General features: G+C 43.6%; 15 protein-coding genes. 3 read left to right on the plus strand and 12 right to left on the minus strand.

The genetic code is table 11. The features are described 5' to 3' along the window. Positions 1-1,286 precede the first annotated feature (1,286 nt). The gene (locus GJU40_RS03355) at positions 1,287-2,936 is read left to right on the plus strand and encodes a M20/M25/M40 family metallo-hydrolase (protein ID WP_154306332.1); all 1,650 of its coding nucleotides are present in this window, start codon (positions 1,287-1,289) and stop codon (positions 2,934-2,936) included. An 81-nt stretch (positions 2,937-3,017) separates the two neighbouring features. Beyond that, a complete protein-coding gene (gene pepT / locus GJU40_RS03360; protein WP_154306333.1) occupies positions 3,018-4,250 on the plus strand; it encodes a peptidase T in 1,233 nt (410 codons plus the stop codon). Between the two features lie 252 nt (positions 4,251-4,502). Here pepT and GJU40_RS03365 read toward each other — a convergent pair whose 3' ends face one another. The 12 genes from GJU40_RS03365 to GJU40_RS21470 form a co-directional block, all read right to left on the minus strand. Further along, positions 4,503-6,545: a catalase gene (locus GJU40_RS03365; protein WP_154306334.1), complete on the minus strand. Its 2,043-nt coding sequence runs from the start codon at positions 6,543-6,545 to the stop codon at positions 4,503-4,505. Between the two features lie 160 nt (positions 6,546-6,705). Beyond that, a complete protein-coding gene (locus GJU40_RS03375) occupies positions 6,706-8,259 on the minus strand; it encodes a BCCT family transporter (RefSeq protein WP_154306336.1) in 1,554 nt (517 codons plus the stop codon). Between the two features lie 263 nt (positions 8,260-8,522). Then, complete coding sequence (locus GJU40_RS03380; protein ID WP_154306337.1) at positions 8,523-9,962, minus strand: glycoside hydrolase family 32 protein; 1,440 nt, start codon at positions 9,960-9,962, stop codon at positions 8,523-8,525. Between the two features lie 2 nt (positions 9,963-9,964). After that, complete coding sequence (locus GJU40_RS03385) at positions 9,965-10,921, minus strand: aminoimidazole riboside kinase (protein ID WP_154306338.1); 957 nt, start codon at positions 10,919-10,921, stop codon at positions 9,965-9,967. A 154-nt stretch (positions 10,922-11,075) separates the two neighbouring features. Continuing rightward, complete coding sequence (locus GJU40_RS03390; RefSeq protein WP_154306339.1) at positions 11,076-12,446, minus strand: sucrose-specific PTS transporter subunit IIBC; 1,371 nt, start codon at positions 12,444-12,446, stop codon at positions 11,076-11,078. Positions 12,447-12,703: 257 nt separating this feature from the next. After that, positions 12,704-13,531, minus strand: a complete 828-nt coding sequence (locus GJU40_RS03395; RefSeq protein WP_154306340.1) for a PRD domain-containing protein — start codon at positions 13,529-13,531, stop codon at positions 12,704-12,706. 115 nt (positions 13,532-13,646) lie between these two features. Next, complete coding sequence (locus tag GJU40_RS03400; protein ID WP_343031369.1) at positions 13,647-14,159, minus strand: cupin domain-containing protein; 513 nt, start codon at positions 14,157-14,159, stop codon at positions 13,647-13,649. A 46-nt stretch (positions 14,160-14,205) separates the two neighbouring features. Continuing rightward, a complete protein-coding gene (ypfJ, locus tag GJU40_RS03405) occupies positions 14,206-15,045 on the minus strand; it encodes a KPN_02809 family neutral zinc metallopeptidase (RefSeq protein ID WP_154306341.1) in 840 nt (279 codons plus the stop codon). A gap of 106 nt (positions 15,046-15,151) precedes the next feature. Beyond that, a complete protein-coding gene (locus GJU40_RS03410; protein ID WP_154306342.1) occupies positions 15,152-16,294 on the minus strand; it encodes an NAD(P)/FAD-dependent oxidoreductase in 1,143 nt (380 codons plus the stop codon). 113 nt (positions 16,295-16,407) lie between these two features. Then, positions 16,408-16,608, minus strand: coding sequence for a cold shock protein CspC (cspC, locus tag GJU40_RS03415; protein WP_154306343.1), 201 nt, complete (start codon positions 16,606-16,608; stop codon positions 16,408-16,410). 584 nt (positions 16,609-17,192) lie between these two features. After that, positions 17,193-17,348: a hypothetical protein gene (locus GJU40_RS03425; protein WP_154306345.1), complete on the minus strand. Its 156-nt coding sequence runs from the start codon at positions 17,346-17,348 to the stop codon at positions 17,193-17,195. 48 nt (positions 17,349-17,396) lie between these two features. Beyond that, positions 17,397-17,597 (minus strand): IS3 family transposase, encoded by a 201-nt coding sequence (locus GJU40_RS21470; RefSeq protein ID WP_425481191.1) that lies wholly within the window; start codon positions 17,595-17,597, stop codon positions 17,397-17,399. A 743-nt stretch (positions 17,598-18,340) separates the two neighbouring features. Between GJU40_RS21470 and GJU40_RS03435 the strand changes: the two genes are divergently transcribed. Beyond that, on the plus strand, positions 18,341-19,027 hold the full coding sequence (locus GJU40_RS03435; RefSeq protein WP_343031370.1) for a winged helix-turn-helix domain-containing protein: 687 nt from the start codon (positions 18,341-18,343) through the stop codon (positions 19,025-19,027).

Raw genomic sequence — 19,027 nt, forward strand, 5'->3', positions numbered from 1 at the left:
GGGGAAATAAGGGAATGCATTCCGCTTAAGCTGCTGAAAATACTTCATTTAATAGTTTTGTAGCTGCATAGGCGGAAACCCTCCGTTTATTTCAGTCCAATTTGGTCGTTTTTTTTTGAATAGGCGGAATTCCTCCGTTTATATATGGATAGTGGGGAAATGTCCTTTATCGGGGCCGATGAAGGACAAAACTGAGTGGAACAGCTAGGGAAATGTCCTTCACAGGGGTGATGAAGGACAAAACTAAGTGGAATAGCATCTGAAATGTCCTTCATAAGGCCGATGATGGACAAAACTGCGTTAAATAGCTAGAGAAATGTCCTTCATAAGGCCGATGATGGACAAAACTGCGTGAAATAACATCGGAAATGTCCTTCATGGTGGCGATGAAGGACAAAACTGCGTAGAACAGCATCGAAAATGTCCTTCATAGAGACGATGAAGGACAAAACTGCGTTAAATAGTATCGAAAATGTCCTTCATAGGGCCAATGAAGGACAAAACTGCGTAAAATAGTATCGGAAATGTCCTTCATAGAGGCGATGAAGGACAAAACTGCGTGAAATAGTATCGGAAATGTCCTTCATAAGGCCGATGAAGGACAAAACTGCCTGAAATAACATCGAAAATGTCCTTCATAAGGCCGATGAAGGACAAAACTGCGTGAAATAACATCGGAAATGTCCTTCATAAGGCCGATGAAGGACAAAACTGCGTTAAATAGCTAGAGAAATGTCCTTCATAGAGGCGATGAAGGACAAAACTGCGTTAAATAGCTAGAGAAATGTCTTTCATAGAGGCGATGAAGGACAAAACTGCGTTAAATAACATCGGAAATGTCCTTCATAAGGCCAAATGAAGCACATTATTGAGCGGAACAGCAAGCACAAGCTGCCTCCTTACCCTCACAAAGAATAAATAAGCGTAAGAATTCCGGTTAAATCCAAATTAGGCGGTTTTTTAGAGAATATAAGGGAATGAATTCCGCTTAAGCTGCTGAAAATTCTCCATCTTGAGGTTTTTTAGGTGCATAGGCGGAAACCGTCCGTTTATTTCAGTACAATTTGGTCGTTTTTTTTAAATAGGCGGAATTCCTCCGCTTATATATTAAGGAATTTCAGTTAATCCTGAATTGGCCGTTTTTTTAGCAGCCTTTATCATTGATGTTTTTCGCTGCCGCTCAAAGCAGTGATGCTCTTTCTCACTTCTTCATTTATTTCTCCTTAAGGAATACTGTATAATCTTTGTAGTCTGTTACCATTTTAACAAAGTAAAGGAGATTTCCCATGCTGAATTGCCGTGATGAGATAATGGCGTTAACAAAACAGCTCGTTTCAGTTGAAAGTGTTGTGAATACGGGCGGAGAAAAAATGATTGCCCAGTTTATATACGGCAAGCTTTCTGCCTTTCCATATTTTCAGGAGAATCAAAGTCAGCTTGTCATTGAACAAACTTTTGCAGATGAGGTAGAGCGGCATAACGTCCTTGCCTATGTAAAGGGAAAGAAGGGAAACAGCAATAAAACCTTAATCCTGATGGGCCACATGGATACGGTTGGAATAGAAGATTATACACAGTTGAAGGACAAAGCCTGCCATCCTGACGAACTAATGGAGGCATTAAAACAAGAAAGCTTGCCGGAGGATGTTGAACGGCATTTGAATTCCGGCGAATGGCTTTTTGGCAGGGGCATCTTGGATATGAAAAGCGGCCTTGCAAGCCATATCTATCTACTAAAATATTATTCTGAACATCCAGAAGAACTGGATGGCAACCTTGTATTCCTGGCAGAATGTGATGAAGAGGACGGATCACGCGGAATTTTGTCTGCACTGCATACGTTGAAAGACTGGAAGGAACAACTGGGTTTTCATTACATTGGCGCCATTAACGCAGACTTTGTTTCGCCTCGCTTTGAGGGAGACAGCAACCGGTATATTTATAAAGGAACGGTTGGAAAGCTCCTTCCTTCCTTTTTCATTACAGGAGCTGAAACACATGTCGGATCATGCTTTGAAGGATTGGATCCGAACTTTGTCGCAGCAGAACTGACAAAACAGATTAATTATAACCCCGAATTGTCCAATGAGGCTTTTGGGGAAAGCACTGTACCTCCTGTTTCTCTCAAGCTTACCGACCTGAAGCCTGGCTATACTGTCCAAACGGCACTGGCTTCTTATGTTTATTTTAATTTCTTTATCCATTCCTGGTCACCTAAGGAAGCAATGGAAAAACTGAGGGAGCAGGCTGTTATTGCCTTTCAGCGCTCACTTTCTATCTATAGGGAACGGGCGAAGCAGTTTTCGGCTTTAAGCGGAGAACCGCTGCAGAACCACCCATGGCAGGCAAGGGTCATGACTTATGAGGAAATGGACAGCCTGCTGGTTCAGGAGCATGGGGAGTCCTACCAGCTCTCTATGAATGCTTTTAAAGAATCTTTGCTGCTTGATACCTCTCTTGATACCAGAATGTTTGCAGCAAGAACAGTGGAAGAAGCATGGAAATGGATGAAGGATAAAAGCCCTGCTATCATTATGTTTTACTCTTCTCTCTATTCCCCGAGAATAGAGCTGACAGAAAAAAACAGAGAGGAACAGGCGCTTCTGGAGGCGTTGGATACAGCTGTTGATATTGTCCAGCCCCATTATCAGCATAGCATTGTCACCCGCAATTTCTTCCCTTATATCTCTGATATGAGCTTTGTGGCTATCAGCGATGATGATGCAGGCCTGCAGGCTGTCATTCGCAACAATCCAGGCTGGGGATCAAAACATTTCGTAGACTATGAGGCAGTCCGCGACATTAATGTGCCCGTCATTAATGTAGGTCCATACGGTGTAGATGCCCATAAAAAGTATGAGAGAATGGAATTGAAATATTCACTGGAGATCGCACCAAACCTGACAAATACAATGATCAGGCAGCTGCTGGCTTAAGAGTTTTTCTGCTGCAGAAATTCTTTTTCTGCAGCTTTTTTGATACAATTATTTACATACTTTGAGGGAGATGAAACAGATATGAAACAGGAGATACTTGAGAGATTTACAGCTTATGCCAAGATTGACACACAGGCTGATGAAAACAGCACATCCTGCCCTTCCACCCCCGGCCAGCTGACATTGGCACATGTACTGGTTGAAGAGCTGAAGGCAATTGGAATGGAAGAAGTGGAGATGGATGAGAATGGATATGTAATGGCTTCCCTTCCATCCAATACAGAAAAAGATGTTCCGGTGATTGGCTTTCTTGCTCACATTGATACTGCTACAGATTTCACTGGAAAGGGGGTAAATCCGCAGATAGTTAAAGACTATAACGGCGGTGATATCTTATTGAACGAAGCTCTGAAGGTAACACTGTCTCCGAAGGATTTTCCCAATCTCCAAAACTACCATGGACATACACTGATTACAACAGATGGAACTACTCTGCTCGGCGCTGACAATAAAGCAGGGATTACGGAGATTATGACGGCCATGAATTATCTGCTGCAGCATCCGGACATACAGCATGGAAAAGTCCGTGTTGCGTTTACACCGGATGAAGAAATTGGGAGAGGCCCTCATAGATTTGATGTAGCCCGCTTTCAAGCTGCTTATGCCTACACAGTAGACGGCGGACCAATCGGTGAGCTGGAGTATGAGAGTTTTAATGCTGCCGCTGCCAAGATTACTGTTAAAGGCTCAAATGTTCATCCCGGAACAGCGAAGGATAAAATGATACATTCTGCCAAAATTGCCATGGATCTTCACAGCCGCCTGCCGGAAACAGAAGCTCCGGAATACACGGAAGGCTACGAGGGATTTTATCATCTTATCTCCTTTCAGGGAGATGTGGAACAAACAAAGCTCAGCTATATTATCAGAGATTTTGACAAGAACGCCTTTCAAGACAGAAAGCAGACGCTGTTATCCATCGTAGATGAAATGCAGCAGCTTTACGGAAAAGAAGCCATCTTGATAGAGATGCAGGATCAATATTTTAACATGAAAGAAAAAATTGAACCTGTGATTGAGATTGTGGAAATAGCCCATGAAGCAATGGTGAAACACGGTATTCAGCCGATCGTGAAACCCATCCGGGGCGGAACAGACGGCTCTCAGCTCTCCTATATGGGGCTGCCTACTCCCAACATTTTTACAGGCGGCGAAAACTTTCATGGTAAATATGAGTTTATCTCGGTTGATAATATGGTTAAAGCAGTAGGAGTCATTACAGAAATTATTTCTTTAACAGAACAGAAAGCGTAGCTCTTTGAGAGATAAAAACAGTAAAGAAGACGCCCTGCCCAAAAGCAGAGGCGTCTTTCTATTACGCTTTTTGCAGATTTCAAGCATTCACTCTCAGTTGATAGTCCATTCTCCTGCATACATCCCTACTATCACCCTGCATCTTATCATATTTTTGCTAACCTACCTTTTTTACTTTGGCAAAGCCTCAAAACCAAAAAGCCGTTCCGTAAGATCCGCTATCAAACGGACTTCCGAAACGGCTCTCAATGGTTACACTACTTGGCGGTCCCAATGTCTGTGTGCAGTAATTGCTTCGATAAAACTCTCTGCAAAAGATGACCCATCCTCTTGAATCACAACACCAGGGCTTAAAATCATAGTATCTTCAAGGAGCTTTTTCCCTTCCTGTGTTGCACCGATTGCCTTATAATGCATAAAGGCTTCATTTACGAAGTTAGAAGCTTCTGTTTTAAATTGCTTGTTTTCCCCTTTGCCTCCAACCGCGTAAAGGGCATCAAACAGAACAGCATGGCTTGTTGAAAACGTAAAGTCAACTTGTAGTTCAGTACCGTCAGCTGCCGTGACATTTCCGAGCTGCGTGCTGACAATCGCAGTTTGAATTCCTTTGCTGTTCAGCTCAGACAATACCTGCTGCACTTCATCAGCTGAAAAGTCCTTATCAATCAGTACCCCGACTTTTCGTGTCTCAGGTTTTTTCACTTTATTTTCCTGACTGAGAGCAGGTGAGGATTTTGTTACCCCGCTTCCACCGGAAGTCGGAGGCACTGCCCCAATATTTTGAGCAAATGCGGCTGCTAGCTCAACATTTACGTTTGCGAACATATCAACAACCTGCTGTCGGACTGATTCGTTCATAACCTTTCCAAGCTCAAAGCTGAACGCTTCAATAATATGCTTCTTTTCAGGCTCACTCATGCTGTTCCAGAACAGGGCAGCCTGGGAAAAGTGATCCTTGAAGCTGTCGCTTCTTGCCCTGACTTTTCTTCCCTCTACCTTTTCCTGATAATGCTGATACCCGCCCTGAGCAGGGCTTGCCGGAGCTGGTGTATTATTTGCAAGCGAATTTCTATGATAAGCCACCTGGCTCGTATTGATAGTCTGCCTGCTGTAGCCGTCACGCTGGTTATTATGAAACGGGCAGACAGGACGGTTAATCGGGAGCTCGTGAAAATTAGGACCGCCCAGTCGGATCAACTGTGTATCTGTGTAAGAAAACAATCTGCCCTGAAGCAGCGGATCATTGGAGAAATCAATGCCCGGCACAACATGGCCAGGATGAAAGGCCACTTGCTCTGTTTCAGCAAACACATTCCCCACATTTCGGTTCAGTGTCATCTTCCCTATTATTTTCAACGGTATCTCTTCTTCAGGCCATAGCTTTGTTGCGTCTAATATATCAAAATCAAAGTTAAATTCATCTTCCTCTTCTATGATCTGAACACCCAGCTCGTACTCCGGATAGTCACCGTTCTCAATGGCTTCCCACAAATCTCTTCTATGAAAATCAGGGTCTTTTCCAGCTATTTTCTGAGCTTCATCCCAGACAAGCGAGTGAGTACCGAGAAGCGGCTTCCAGGTGAACTTCACAAATCTTGCTTTTCCTTCTTCATTTACAAATCTGAAGGCATGGACACCAAATCCCTCCATCATTCTTAAGCTTCTGGGAATGGCCCTGTCGGACATCGCCCACATCACCATATGAGCAGTTTCCTGGTTGTTTGCTACAAAATCCCAAAAAGTGTCGTGAGCTGCTGAAGCCTGAGGCATTTCATTATGAGGCTCGGGTTTTATGGAGTGAACAAGATCTGGAAATTTGATGGCATCCTGTATAAAGAAAACTGGAATGTTGTTGCCAACGAGGTCATAATTTCCTTCCTCTGTATAAAACTTGGTGGCAAAACCGCGTGCATCGCGTACAGTTTCCGCTGATCCCCGCGATCCGACAACCGTGGAAAAGCGCACAAATACCGGTGTCTTTACTGCAGGATCCTGGAGAAACTTCGCTTTTGTATATTCCTTCATGGACTCATACACTTGAAACTCGCCATGTGCTGCAAACCCTCTGGCATGCACAACTCGTTCCGGAATTCTTTCATGGTCAAAATGCGTCATTTTTTCTCTAAAGTGAAAATCTTCCATCAAGGTAGGCCCTCTTACGCCGGCTTTCAGCGAAAATTCATCTTCAGAAACCTTTACACCTTGATTGGTTGTCAGATGTTTGCCGGTATCGTCTGTACGGTACTGTTCAAGCTGTTCATTTTTACTGTTTTCATTCACAGGTTTTCCACTCATGCATGTTCACTCCCATACTGAATATGTATCTTCCCTGCCATACCCCTTTAGAAGTTCATTGAAACTTGAAATACAGCATGCAGTCTCTTCCCATTCAAAAGTAAAAGCCGGACAAAGAGCTGCTGCAAAAACAGACTCTAATCCGGCTTTCATGCGTTCCTTATTCAGTTTTCTCCTTGTTCGCTGCTTTTTCAAGCCGCTGAAAACGCCTTAAATCTGCTTTACGGATTGGCAGAGGTTCCTTGGCGAGCAGCTTAATGATGGCAATCGTCAACAGCAAAAGAAGCAGCGTAAATGGCAGAGCTGCAACCAAAGATGCTGTCTGCAGTGCTTCCAGTCCGCCTGCATACAGTAGAACTGCTGCAATTGCAGACATGAGGACACCCCAGACAATTTTAGCCAGCTGCGGCGGATGCATGCTGCCCCCGCTGGTCATGCTCGAAAGGATATAGGTTGCAGAATCTGCTGATGTAACCAGGAAGGTAAAGATCAGCAAAATCGATAGGATGGAGAGCAGTCCTGACATAGGCAGATGCTGATATGTCTGGAATAAGGCAGATGTTAAATCTGCATTTACCGCCTCTGCGATACCTGTATTGCGGTTCAGGTCATTCCAAAGCGCGGTACCGCCAAATGCGGCAATCCATATACAAGCGATCAGCGGCGGTATCACCATAACACCCATAATATATTCCCGGATTGTACGCCCCCTGGAAACACGCGCTACGAATGCACCGACGAACGGCGACCAGGCAATCGCCCATGCCCAATAAAAGATGGTCCAGTCCCTGACCCATGAAGAACCGGAGTATGGCTGAAGCCTTAAGCTGTACTGAATAAAGTTTGTAAAGTAATCCCCAAGAGCCAATGTGAACGTTTCAAGAATAAACACCGTCGGCCCTGTAACAAAGACAAAAAGCAGCAATCCAAGCGCCAGTCCCAGGTTAAGGTTGCTCAGATAACGGATTCCCTTTGTCAGCCCTGTGGAAGATGAAATCATATAGGCAATAAAAACAACGAGAATAATCAGCATTTGAATACCTATTGAGTTACCAGTACCAAACACAACATTCAAGCCGCCGTTCATTTGGAGAACACCGAGCCCAAGAGAAGTTGCAATCCCCATAACTGTTGCAATCACAGAAAGAGAATCTATTGTATGTTTGACAACGGGTCTTTTTCCGACTACAGGTTCAAGAGCAGTCGATACAAGCCCATTTTTATTTTTTCGAAATTGAAGAAAGCCGATTACCAGTCCGACAATAGCGAACACAGACCACTGGCTGACTCCCCAGTGAAAGAAGGAATAGCCCATTGCTGTCCGCGCTGCCTGCTGGCTTTCAGGTTCTATCGTTGAATAAGGTGTGGAGAAGAAGTGGCTCATTGGTTCTGCAACTCCCCAGAAAACCAATCCTGCTCCAAACCCTGCCGAAAACAGCATGCCTATCCAAGTGAAAAATGGAAATTCAGGACGCTCATTTTCTCCGCCAAGCCTGATTGCTCCATACTTGCTTACCGCAAGACCTACAAGGAAAATAATTAATATAAATACCGCCAATAAGTAAAACCAGCCAAAATTCACAGTAGTAAAACCAAACAACTCGCCAGCTACGACACCAAATTGTTGAGGAGCAGCCGCCCCTAACAGCACCAAAAGCACAATGACCGCAGCTGACACAATAAATACTGGATTTTTCAAAATATCTTTTTTCATGTCAGCCCCCTAGAGTTTTTGTACCTCTTACCATACCCATAAGTAATAATTATTAAACTCGTCTTAAGTCGTGAAGCATTGCTGCTGCAGATTTTCTCCGTAAAAAGAGACAGCACAGGCTGTCTCAATTTGGAAAACAAACTCAATGAAAAATGAGCTTGTTAAAGGTTTTTCAGTATAGTTTGACTTAATAATCGGGTTGTATTTTCATTTCAACCGCTTCGCTTTCCGGAAGACCGCCGCTGTGGTACATGCCGCCCCTTTTAAGCCAGATTCCATTTTAACAAACGAAACTCCGCTGACGTTTCTGCACCGAAATAGATGGTGTCATTATCGGGATGAGGATAAAATCGCGCCGTAAAGGTATGTTCTCCTCCGTTTACAAAAATCTCTACAGATGATGTATCAAGATACACATGGAGGGAAGATAGGTTGTCCACTTTACACTGGCGGTTTTCTGTTATCCCGCTCACATAGCTTTCCCTCTCCAGTGTGAGCAGCTTTTGTTCAGGAGAGTATACGAGCCGCGCAGCTCCCCCAAAACAAATGTCAAACCATCCTTCAGTCTCCACATTTTCCAGCAGCAATTCAACAGACTTTCCTGAAACCCCTGAAATTTTCACATCTTTTTCAGTCAGCTTGACCTGCTGTACAGACGCATCCCCAGTCCGAAGAAGCTTAAGCTCCTCAACAGGCAGCTGATACACCTTAGAATCAATCATCTTTAACTCCCGGGGAATGGTCATATTATGAAGCCATTTGTGCTTGATAGTCGGGTGCTCCTGTTCATCCTGATCTGGAACACTCATCCAGGCAAACATCAGCCGTCTCCCCTTGGAGTCCAAGGTTGTTTGCGGCGCATAAAAATCAAAGCCCCGGTCAAGCTCTTCAAAATCACCATGATCGTAAGTTCCGGATTCACTGTGGAAGGTTCCGGTTACATAGCCGGCCTGATACACATTTTGATAGTGTATTCCCTGCGGCTCCAGGCCTTGCGGAGAGAAAACAAGCACATCGCTGCCGTCAAGGCTGAACAGGTCAGGACATTCAAACATGTACCCGAAGTCACTCAGTTTTCCACTTCCGCCTCCTGCCAGTATGCCTTTATGGTTCCATTCCAGCAGGTTGTCCGATTCCAGCAGGGCAACAGCACCTTTTAAGTCTTCTGTCTGGGCGCCGACCACCATAAGATATTTATCTCCGTCCTTCCACACCTTAGGATCTCTAAAGTGAGGGGTATAGCCATCCGGCAGCTTCACGACGGGACCCCTTTTCTCAAAGTGAATACCGTCTTCTGATACAGCCAGACACTGATATGTCTCACGATTTCCCTGATCATCTTTCACATTGCCTGTATAAAAAGCAAATAGATTTCCTTCATGCTCAATGGCACTTCCGGAATAGCAGCCGTTCTTTTCATATTCTTCTGACGGTGTCAGCGCGATCTCTTCGTGCGTCCAGTTCACAAGATCCACTGATGAGTAGTGGCCCCAGAACTTTGCTCCATGATCTGTTTTAAACGGCATCCATTGGTAAAATAAATGATACTTGCCGCCCCATTCGATAAAACCGTTGGGATCATTGAGGAGCCCGACCGGGGGCATAATGTGATACTGCAGCCGGTAAGGATCCTGCTCCACAATACTCTTATTCTTTTCTTCTTCTTGTTTGGCCTGCATTCTGAGCTGTTGGTCTTTAGACATGGCTATTCCCCTTTTTCCCGAAGTCTTTCCTGCACTTCTTCAAGCGTCGGCAATGCAGTCATGGCCCCTTTTGTAGAGGCTGCAAGCGCTCCGGAAACCGCTGCAAAGGCAGCCATCTCAGCTGCTTGAGCAGTATCAAGCTCTCCGATAGGCCCCTCATGCTTGTCCAGAGAGTAGAGCATACCTGAAACAAACGCATCGCCTGCCCCAGTCGTATCGACCGCATCCACCTTCATTGCAGGAACATGCCTGCTTCCTGCTGAAGTGTACACATAGCTGCCTTTTGCTCCCAGAGTAACAACAATCAATGGAATGTTATAGCTGCGAAGTATGTTCACGCCGCTTTCAATATCACTTTCTCCTGTAAGAAATTCCAGCTCTTCTTCAGAGATTTTCAGGAAGTCAGCAGCACTCATCATCGACAGGATTGTTTTCTTGGCAGTTTCTTTACTGTCCCACAGACCCAACCGGAGATTAGGGTCATAGGAGATGAGCATTCCGTTCTTTTTAGCCAGCTCAACCGCCCTTTGCGTAGCCTCTTTTGCCGGGCTGGAGATCATAGAAATTGATCCAATATGCAATATTTTATGCTGTGACAGGCGTTTTTCATTAATTTCATCACTGTGCAGAAAGCGGTCTGCACTGGGATCTATATAAAAATCAAAGCTTCTTTCTCCTTCGGCGCCATTTGTAACAAAAACCACTCCTGTACGAATGTCTTCTGCCAAAAACATCTGGTCAGTATCAACACCATATTCAGTCAGAGTCTTCTTCAAAAATGTGCCCAGCACATCCTTTCCTACCTTGCCGATAAAAGAAGACTGTGTTCCAAGCCGGGCCAGCCCCACCGCTACATTGGCGGGAGCACCGCCGGGACTTTTTTGGTATGAGGTATTCTCCTCATCTAAAGGGATAAAGTCTATTAATGCTTCTCCCAAAGAAATGACACCTTTTTTCAATATCTTCTCCTCCAGTCCTGTTTATATCAAAAACTATACAGCTCCTAACAGCAAATTGAAAGCTCACTTTCGCTGACAGCAGCTGCATTCCCTTATAACTACTCGTGAAAAGGGAAAAGCTCCGCCAGCCCAAGACTGGCAGAGCCAAATATCTTTACTTTTCTTCTTTCCAGCCAAGTGCCAGCGTTGCAATAAAAGCAGCTGAGAGTGCAATCAGAAAGCCAATACCATAATGAAGCGGATTATTGGCAATTGCGAATAATGGAATTCCTGTCAGACCGATTCCATTTGCCATAACCTGAGCAAACACAACATAAGCTCCGCCAAGTGCTCCGCCGATTGCAGCTCCAATGAATGGACGGCGGTATTTAAGATTTACCCCAAAGATAGCCGGCTCTGTAATCCCCAGGAATGCAGAGAACGCAGCAGGGAATGCAATTTCTTTTGTTTTGCTGTTTTTTGTTCTGAAAAATACTGCCAATGTTGCTCCCCCTTGAGCCACGTTGGCCATCGCCCAGATTGGGAGAAGGTAATTTCCGCCAATATTTACGAGAAGCTCTGCTTCAATCGCATGGAAGCTGTGGTGAACACCTGTTAGGACAATCGTAGAATATAAGCCGCCAAAAATCAGACCTGCAAGCGGACCCGCAGTATTGTACACCACATCAAGAGCGGTAGTAATACCGTTTCCTAAAATACGCCCAAGCGGACCAATGATTAACAATGCAAAAAAGCCTGTTGAAATAATCGTTAAGAACGGAGTCAGAAGAAGATCTACCACATTCGGTACAATCTTTCTGAACATTTTCTCAAGCTTGGACATCACATACACTGTCAGCAAGACTGGAATAACAGTTCCTTGATATCCAAGCATTTCAACTCCAAAACCAAAGAAATCCAGAGTTTCAGGCTCTGCACCTGAAAGGCCCCAAGGATTCAGGAGCGCAGGATGCGTCATGATTCCTCCAATCACCGCTCCCAGGTACGAGTTTCCGCCAAATTCTTTTGCAGCACTGAATCCTATAAGAATAGGGAGAATGATGAAGGATGCTGAAGAAAACATATCAAGCAGGGTAAACAATCCGCCCTCAGGATCTACCCAGTTGTAGGTATTCATGAGTCCCAGCAGACCCATCAGCATACCCGCAGCTACAATCGCAGGAATAATTGGGACAAAAATATTTGATAAGCTTCTTGCAAATCTTGCAAGCGGGTTCATTTTGCCTCTTGCAGCATCATTGTGTGAAGGTGCGGACCCAGATTCATCTGACATCGATGCTCCCACCATAGGGCCAAAATGTTCGTATACTTTATTAACAGTACCTGTTCCAAAAATAATCTGAAACTGTCCCGAGCTGCTGAATGCACCTTTTACGCCTTCCAGGTTTTCAATCTGCTCTTTTTCAATTTTGCTCTCGTCATCTATAACAAGCCGAAGCCTAGTTGCACAGTGAGCTGCACTGATCACGTTTTCTTTTCCGCCAAGAAGCTTTACAAGCTGTTCTGATACTTCAAGGTAATTCATGAGTGTTTCCTCCTTTTTTGGCAAAGGCCCCAACTTCCGCCTGCCATGATCTTCTAAAATGAACGCAAAAAAGACCTAAAATAGCTGGCTTTGTAGATGGAAGCACAAAAAAACAAGAGGGCTCCATCCTCACCAACATTTTAGGTCTTGCCTGTTATAAAACAGTAACAATCCTGCCTGATTCACTTTAGTTTTATTATCATACGACGTTAGAATGTAAACGTCAACATCTTTGTATCAATTTATTATCTGGAAATTTACTCCTTCAGTAAACGCTGAATGTGGAGGGCGATATAAGCAATTTCGGATGCCGGAAATGCAATGCTGTATTCGACCTTGAGAAATTCCGTTAATTCACTGGAATATTTGTACGCTTTTTCATATTTGGTTTCAATCAAGCTCAGCATATCATCATCGATCGGGGAGAAATCCTCACCTTCCCCAATACGATTTAAAGCAAAGCGCAGATGAGTCACCAGTCTTTGATAATTGATGCTGTTATCCTCAATCTTAATTCCCGCCTTTTTCTCGAGCTCTTCAATAAAGTCCCGAAGAATAGTGGCCTGTTTTAATGATGCCTGCATGGACGGCGCATCCATTTTGGCTGTATGTATATGCAAAGCGATGTGTGCAGCCTCATCATCAGGAATTTCAATTCCCAGTTCTTTTTTTATTTCTTCCTTTGCCCACTGGCCCACTTCATATTCCTTTTTATACAATGTCCTGATTTCATTCAGCAGTTTGTTGTGGATGGTGACTCCCTGATCAAGCCTCTCCAGCGCAAAAGACAAATGATCAGTCAGCGCAATATGTATATGGTCATTCAACGGGGCATTCAAATGAACTTCCGCAAAGCTGATGATTTTTTCAGCAAGTTCAATATGCTTTTCGGGAAGCGTGCTAAGAAGCTGCTGAAATTTTTCTGATGCTCCTTCATGAAGGACAAAGATTTTTTCAATACGGTCTTTGGGTATGATATCATTTCTCCTTTTTTGAAAAGCAATTCCATTTCCCATGACAATTTTCTCTTGCGGTCCATCTATGACGACAACAGCGTTGTTATTCAGTATTCTAAAAATCCGCATATATTCCTCCGGTCATAATAATCGAATTCATTCTAACATGGATAAGCAGAAACTCCTATGTTTATACTTGGCAATTCCAGAAAAAAAGAACCCCTGGAGGTTCTTTTTAACCGTATTATCGCTGATCCTGATTCTGCCACTTTCGGAGCAGCGGTCCCTCATTCCCATAAACCGGATCGGTTGCCGGCATCGGTACATCACGGATCTCAGCGAGAGATTGTGCACGGAGGCCTGGATCTTTTCTTCTCATATTATAAGTCGCTCCATCAGGGTATGCGCCTACGACTTCAAAATCCTCGCTGCTTTCAATCTTCATATGGCCTGTTCCTGCAGGAAGGACAATCACATCCCCTTCGTTCAGTGTCAGCCTTTCTCCAGCATCTCCGCCAACCTGAATGACTCCATTCCCTGACCGGACTCCAAGAACTTCGTGCGTATTGCTGTGATAGTGATGATAATCATGAACATCACCGCTCCAGCTTCCCTGCCAGCCATGCCTGTTAAACGTCCCTTCAATTTCATTAGGGTTATTATGGAATATTCCATGGTACACCAAAACCGGATAAGTTTGATTGTTTGGAATGTCCCCATCATCTCGCAGTTTAAATGACCTTACATTGTCTTGCACAGCGTTCCTCTCCTTTCGTTATTCAGCCGAATAAAAAGGTGCTACACTACAATTGTTTTGCTTTAAAGGTGTCGCCTTCTTTTAAATTACCCGTTTGAAACCCCTTATAAAACCACCGTTTTCTCTGCTCAGAGGTTCCGTGTGTAAAGCTTTCCGGTACAGAATAGCCTCTGGCTCTTTCTTGAAGCGTGTCGTCTCCCACTGCACTTGCAGCCGCCAGCGCTTCCTCCAGATCACCCTCTTCCAGCAGATCCATACCCTGAGCATGATGGGCCCATACTCCAGCCAGATAGTCAGCTTGAAGTTCAAATCTCACAAGATATTTGTTAAACTCCTCCTCACTCAGCTCCCTGCGAAGCGGCATAACTTTTTCTGTTGTGCCAAGAAGGGTCTGAACATGATGCCCCACCTCATGAGCAATCACATAAGCCATTGCAAAATCGCCTGGTGCCTGATATTTACGCTGCAATTCATCATAAAAGCTTAAATCAATGTAAAGTTTCTGATCTCCCGGACAATAAAATGGGCCGACTGAAGACCCAGCTGATCCGCATGCTGATTGAACACTGCCTGAGTACAAGACCAAAATCGGCTCTCTATAGGTCATACCCTGCTCCCGGAAAATCTTTGTCCATACTTCTTCAGTATCAGCTAGCACCACGGAGACAAACTCAGCTAACTCCGGATCATGCTCTGAACCGCTGTATGTACTGCTCTGCGTACCCGTTTGAGCCATTTCCGTCATCAGCTGGCCGGGATCTCCGCCGAGGAGCATCACAATCAGCAAAATGACAATGCCTCCCAATCCGCCGCCTGCTACTACTGCAGGGCCTGCCCCTCTCCGATCCTCAACATTGTTACTTGAACGCCTTCCCTTCCATTTCATCCCGTTTCCTCCGTATCTTCAAATGCCTTTTTACTGATATACCCATTTCAGCATTGTTTCAAGATAGAAGGAAAATAAAAAACCGCCACTCAGGCGGGGACATGGTTTAGCTGTTCTCTGCTTTAACATCTTCAGTAAATGCACCTTGTGGTGAATACGGGGAAAGATCAAAATCAACACTCACTCCCCTTGCCAGGCTTGCAAGCTGAGCTCCCAAGAAAGGTCCCGCCGTTAAGCCTGAGGCCCCCAGTCCATTGGCAATTAATATGCCTTTATATCCCGGCACTTCTCCAATAATCGGCAGAAATCCAGGAGTATGAGGGCGGTATCCGACACGAGCCTCTATCATTTCTGCTTCAGCCAGGCCGGGTGCTGCCGCAAGTCCCTTATGGAGTATTTCATATATTCCACCTGCAGTTACCCGCTGATCAAAAGCTTTATGATCTTCATGTGTTGCCCCAATAATCATCTTTCCGTCTTGAAATGGCACCATATACTGATTATTGGGAGGAATGACGACGGGCCAACAGCCGGTTTCTGGATTGTCAGGCAGCTGCAGATGAAGAATCTGCGCTTTTTGCGCACTGAGCTGCAGCCTTAAGCCCAGCGGAAGAAGCAATTGATCAGCCCAGGCTCCAGCTGTTACGATCACAGAGTCAGCAGGATAAATCGAGCCATCTATGCTTACTCCGTTCACCCTTTTCTCTTGATGCAGCAGTAGAGCTGACCCTTTCTTCACTTCTGCCCCGTACCTGCGGGCTGCACTCATGAGTGCATCACGCAGTGCCCTGCCGTTTACTCTAGCTGCTCCTGATACATACAGAGATTGAAACTCTTCGGAAACAAGGGGAAAGAGCTTTTTTGTATCTTCCTGAGAAAGCAGATAAACTTCTCCAATTTCAGGCGCGTCCTCTCTCCTTTTTAAGGCACGCTCCTTCATGGCCTTCAGCTTTTCTTCGTCAGTATGAAGGCTGATGGCACCCCTTCGGCTGTAGCCTGTTTCTGTTTCTCCATCTTCCTTAAGCATTCGGATCAGTGTCTGATAGTAAGCCGCTCCAGCCTTTGCCAGTGCATACCACGCCTTGTTTCTCCTTTGCGAAATCCATGGACAAATAATCCCCGCTGCTGCATCTGTTGCCTGGCCGGAATCTGCACGATCGACAACAGTCACATGCTCACCGAATCTTGCTAAATGATAGGCTGCCGAGGCGCCTGCAATTCCCGCTCCCACCACAATATGCTTTTTCATTCAATAACACCTTTTCCTGTACTTTGTTGTTCTTATTGTACACAATTTTTACTATAAAGAAAAAATGCAAAAAAAAAAAAAAAACAGACCCCGCAGGATCTGTTTTTGTAAAATTAGATTTTTTGAACGTTTGCAGCTTGAGGTCCACGAGCACCTTGCTCTACGTCAAAAGAAACTTTTTGACCTTCGTCAAGAGATTTGAAACCTTCACTTTGGATTGCAGAGAAATGTACGAATACGTCGTCTCCACCTTCACGCTCGATGAAACCAAAACCTTTTTCTGCGTTAAACCATTTTACTGTACCTTGTTCCATTTTTGTTGCCTCCTAGTGCATTTGCACATTTATTACTATCCTTGCCCAAAGTGATCATCAAGACGAAAGTCTATACTTAAACTTACCTTTTACACCGAACAAAAATAATTCTTCTTTATCATAACAGGCTTAAAGATTATTTGCAAATTTTTGGTGTGTTCTTTTTAAAAAAGGTTAAATTCTACTATTTAAACAATGGATTCACTCTATTTTTGCAACTATTTTCCCTGTTAGATGCAGCCGGTTATGTTGCATTTTGTCGGCTCACTGTATCAATAGCAGCATCTTTCCCTCTGCCTTCTGTGATATCCATGATTCTCGAAAGTACATCCTTATATTGTATATCAAAAAACAGATCCAAAGCTTTTTATATAGCTATGATTATGGGGGAAAGCTAAGACTATTTTCCCTGCTTCCTTTGCAAGCTGAATTGCAAACCCTCCTACTCCACCTGCTCCTGCATGAATAAGAACTGTATTCATTGTCTCTATCGGAAGCTTTCTATTACTTTTTACGTTTTTTGGTTATATAATTACCTATTTGTTCTGATATAAAGAAAATTGCTAATCCAACAAGTAATATATTTAAAAAGAACTATTTATTAAGGGTTTTTTTTGTATTATCTCAAAAAGTCCATTTATAAATAAAGTGATTCCCCAAAAAACGAATACACTTTGAAAAGCTATATTCATACTAGATTTATTTGCTTTCTCATCGTCTTTAAAAAATAGTTTAATCATATTAAAGCCCTCCTATAACTTTTGAATAATGAGTATATGAGCAACTTTTTAGAATATTAGTGTAGTCAAACATATGGACCTAGAAAAGCCAATACCGGAAACTGGCGTATTAAAATCACTCATTGAGGCTGGGACGCGAGGACAGATACTGAACTCTCCCCCACCTAATTGGCTGGTTTGGAGACGATATTGATTCGGACTCAAGCCCGCCAATTTTGGCTGTATTCGGTCGTTATTATAGTAATCTATATATTTCTATTTTCATGCTCAGCTCTTTAAACGAACACACTGCCTTTCCATGATCTCTTGTTTAAGTATGCCGGGTAAATTGTAATTATTAAATGCCTAAACCCTGTGCGATTACAACAGTCCAGAATGAACAGCTCAATTTTATTACATAAGAAATTGACTATAAAGATAATATCTTAGATTACCACATCCACAGTTCAGCATGTATTCCGATATGGAAATGACGTGGGGGATCCTCGAAAAAAACAACTCTGTCCCCTTATTTCCAGTGAGTAACACTTTCTCCAATCGGCAACATCCAGCCCTAAAATATGCGGATAATCACAGCTGTGATTTCATTTGGATGCGGTTTTATAGTCAACAGGTTCAATTCCGACGCATGCACTTTAACCACGGTTTCTCCATGACCAGCTCTGGGAGCCTCGCTCTCCTCGACTCTCATCTCTTTCCATTCTCCTTACTCTCGCAAAAGCAATGCTTTTATTACCTCTATCCCCTCCTAATATGATTGATAAGCTAGAATATAAATGACTTGTCACTCATTTTTTCAAATGGAAACCTTCTTCAAAGGTTTCACGTGGAACAATTTTAAATTGGGAGCAGTTCTCATGGGGAATATTAATATCAATCGCTATCTATTCTGTTCAAATCTAGCACGTGCAGATGGAGCTGTTTTTCTATAAACTAAACTTAAAGTACCAGCAGCTGCTGGAAAAAGAAAACTTGAAGCAAGGGTGATGTATGTGTTTAAGGTTCTGCTAATTGAAGATGATTTCAGCTTGTTCAGCGAAATTGAAACCCGCTTAACTCAATGGTCACTTGAAGTTGAAGGGATAAAGGATTTCGGTTCTGTCCTTACAGAGTTTACGGCCTATCAGCCAGATCTTGTCATCATAGATATACAACTTCCCAAGTACGATGGATTTCATTGGTGCAGGCTGATCCGCTCTCATTCAAATGTTCCTATTTTGTTTTTATCCAGCCGGGATCATCCAACTGATATGGTCATGTCTATGCAGCTTGGCGGTGATGATTTTATTCAAAAACCCTTTCACTTTGATGTCCTCATAGCAAAAATTCAGGCAATCCTTCGACGGGTATACAATTACAACAGCAGTATAACAGAAGTTAAATCATGGTGCGGAGCCGTTGTGAAAAACGAAAAAAATCTAGTGACAAATCAGCATGGAACAATAGAGCTCACTAAAAATGAAATGTTTATCTTAAAGTGTTTAATTAATAAAAAAAACACAATTGTTACTCGTGAAGAACTGATTAAAAATCTTTGGAATGATGAAAGATTTGTCAGTGATAATACCTTAACAGTCAATGTTAACCGGCTGAGAAAAAAACTGGATGATATTCAGCTGGGCCGCTTCATTGAAACAAAGGTCGGGCAGGGCTATATCGCTGTGGAAGAGGTAGAATAA

This window comes from Metabacillus lacus (genome assembly GCF_009674805.1).
Taxonomy (GTDB): domain Bacteria; phylum Bacillota; class Bacilli; order Bacillales; family Bacillaceae; genus Metabacillus_C; species Metabacillus_C lacus.

Excerpts from the sequence above, each read along its gene's own strand:
- GJU40_RS03355 (WP_154306332.1), top strand. The coding sequence starts at position 1,287 with ATGCTGAATTGCCGTGATGAGATAATGGCGTTAACAAAACAGCTCGTT.
- pepT (WP_154306333.1), top strand. The coding sequence starts at position 3,018 with ATGAAACAGGAGATACTTGAGAGATTTACAGCTTATGCCAAGATTGAC.
- GJU40_RS03365 (WP_154306334.1), bottom strand. The coding sequence starts at position 6,545 with ATGAGTGGAAAACCTGTGAATGAAAACAGTAAAAATGAACAGCTTGAA.
- GJU40_RS03375 (WP_154306336.1), bottom strand. The coding sequence starts at position 8,259 with ATGAAAAAAGATATTTTGAAAAATCCAGTATTTATTGTGTCAGCTGCG.
- GJU40_RS03380 (WP_154306337.1), bottom strand. The coding sequence starts at position 9,962 with ATGTCTAAAGACCAACAGCTCAGAATGCAGGCCAAACAAGAAGAAGAA.
- GJU40_RS03390 (WP_154306339.1), bottom strand. The coding sequence starts at position 12,446 with ATGAATTACCTTGAAGTATCAGAACAGCTTGTAAAGCTTCTTGGCGGA.
- GJU40_RS03395 (WP_154306340.1), bottom strand. The coding sequence starts at position 13,531 with ATGCGGATTTTTAGAATACTGAATAACAACGCTGTTGTCGTCATAGAT.
- ypfJ (WP_154306341.1), bottom strand. The coding sequence starts at position 15,045 with ATGAAATGGAAGGGAAGGCGTTCAAGTAACAATGTTGAGGATCGGAGA.
- GJU40_RS03410 (WP_154306342.1), bottom strand. The coding sequence starts at position 16,294 with ATGAAAAAGCATATTGTGGTGGGAGCGGGAATTGCAGGCGCCTCGGCA.
- cspC (WP_154306343.1), bottom strand. The coding sequence starts at position 16,608 with ATGGAACAAGGTACAGTAAAATGGTTTAACGCAGAAAAAGGTTTTGGT.
- GJU40_RS03425 (WP_154306345.1), bottom strand. The coding sequence starts at position 17,348 with ATGATTAAACTATTTTTTAAAGACGATGAGAAAGCAAATAAATCTAGT.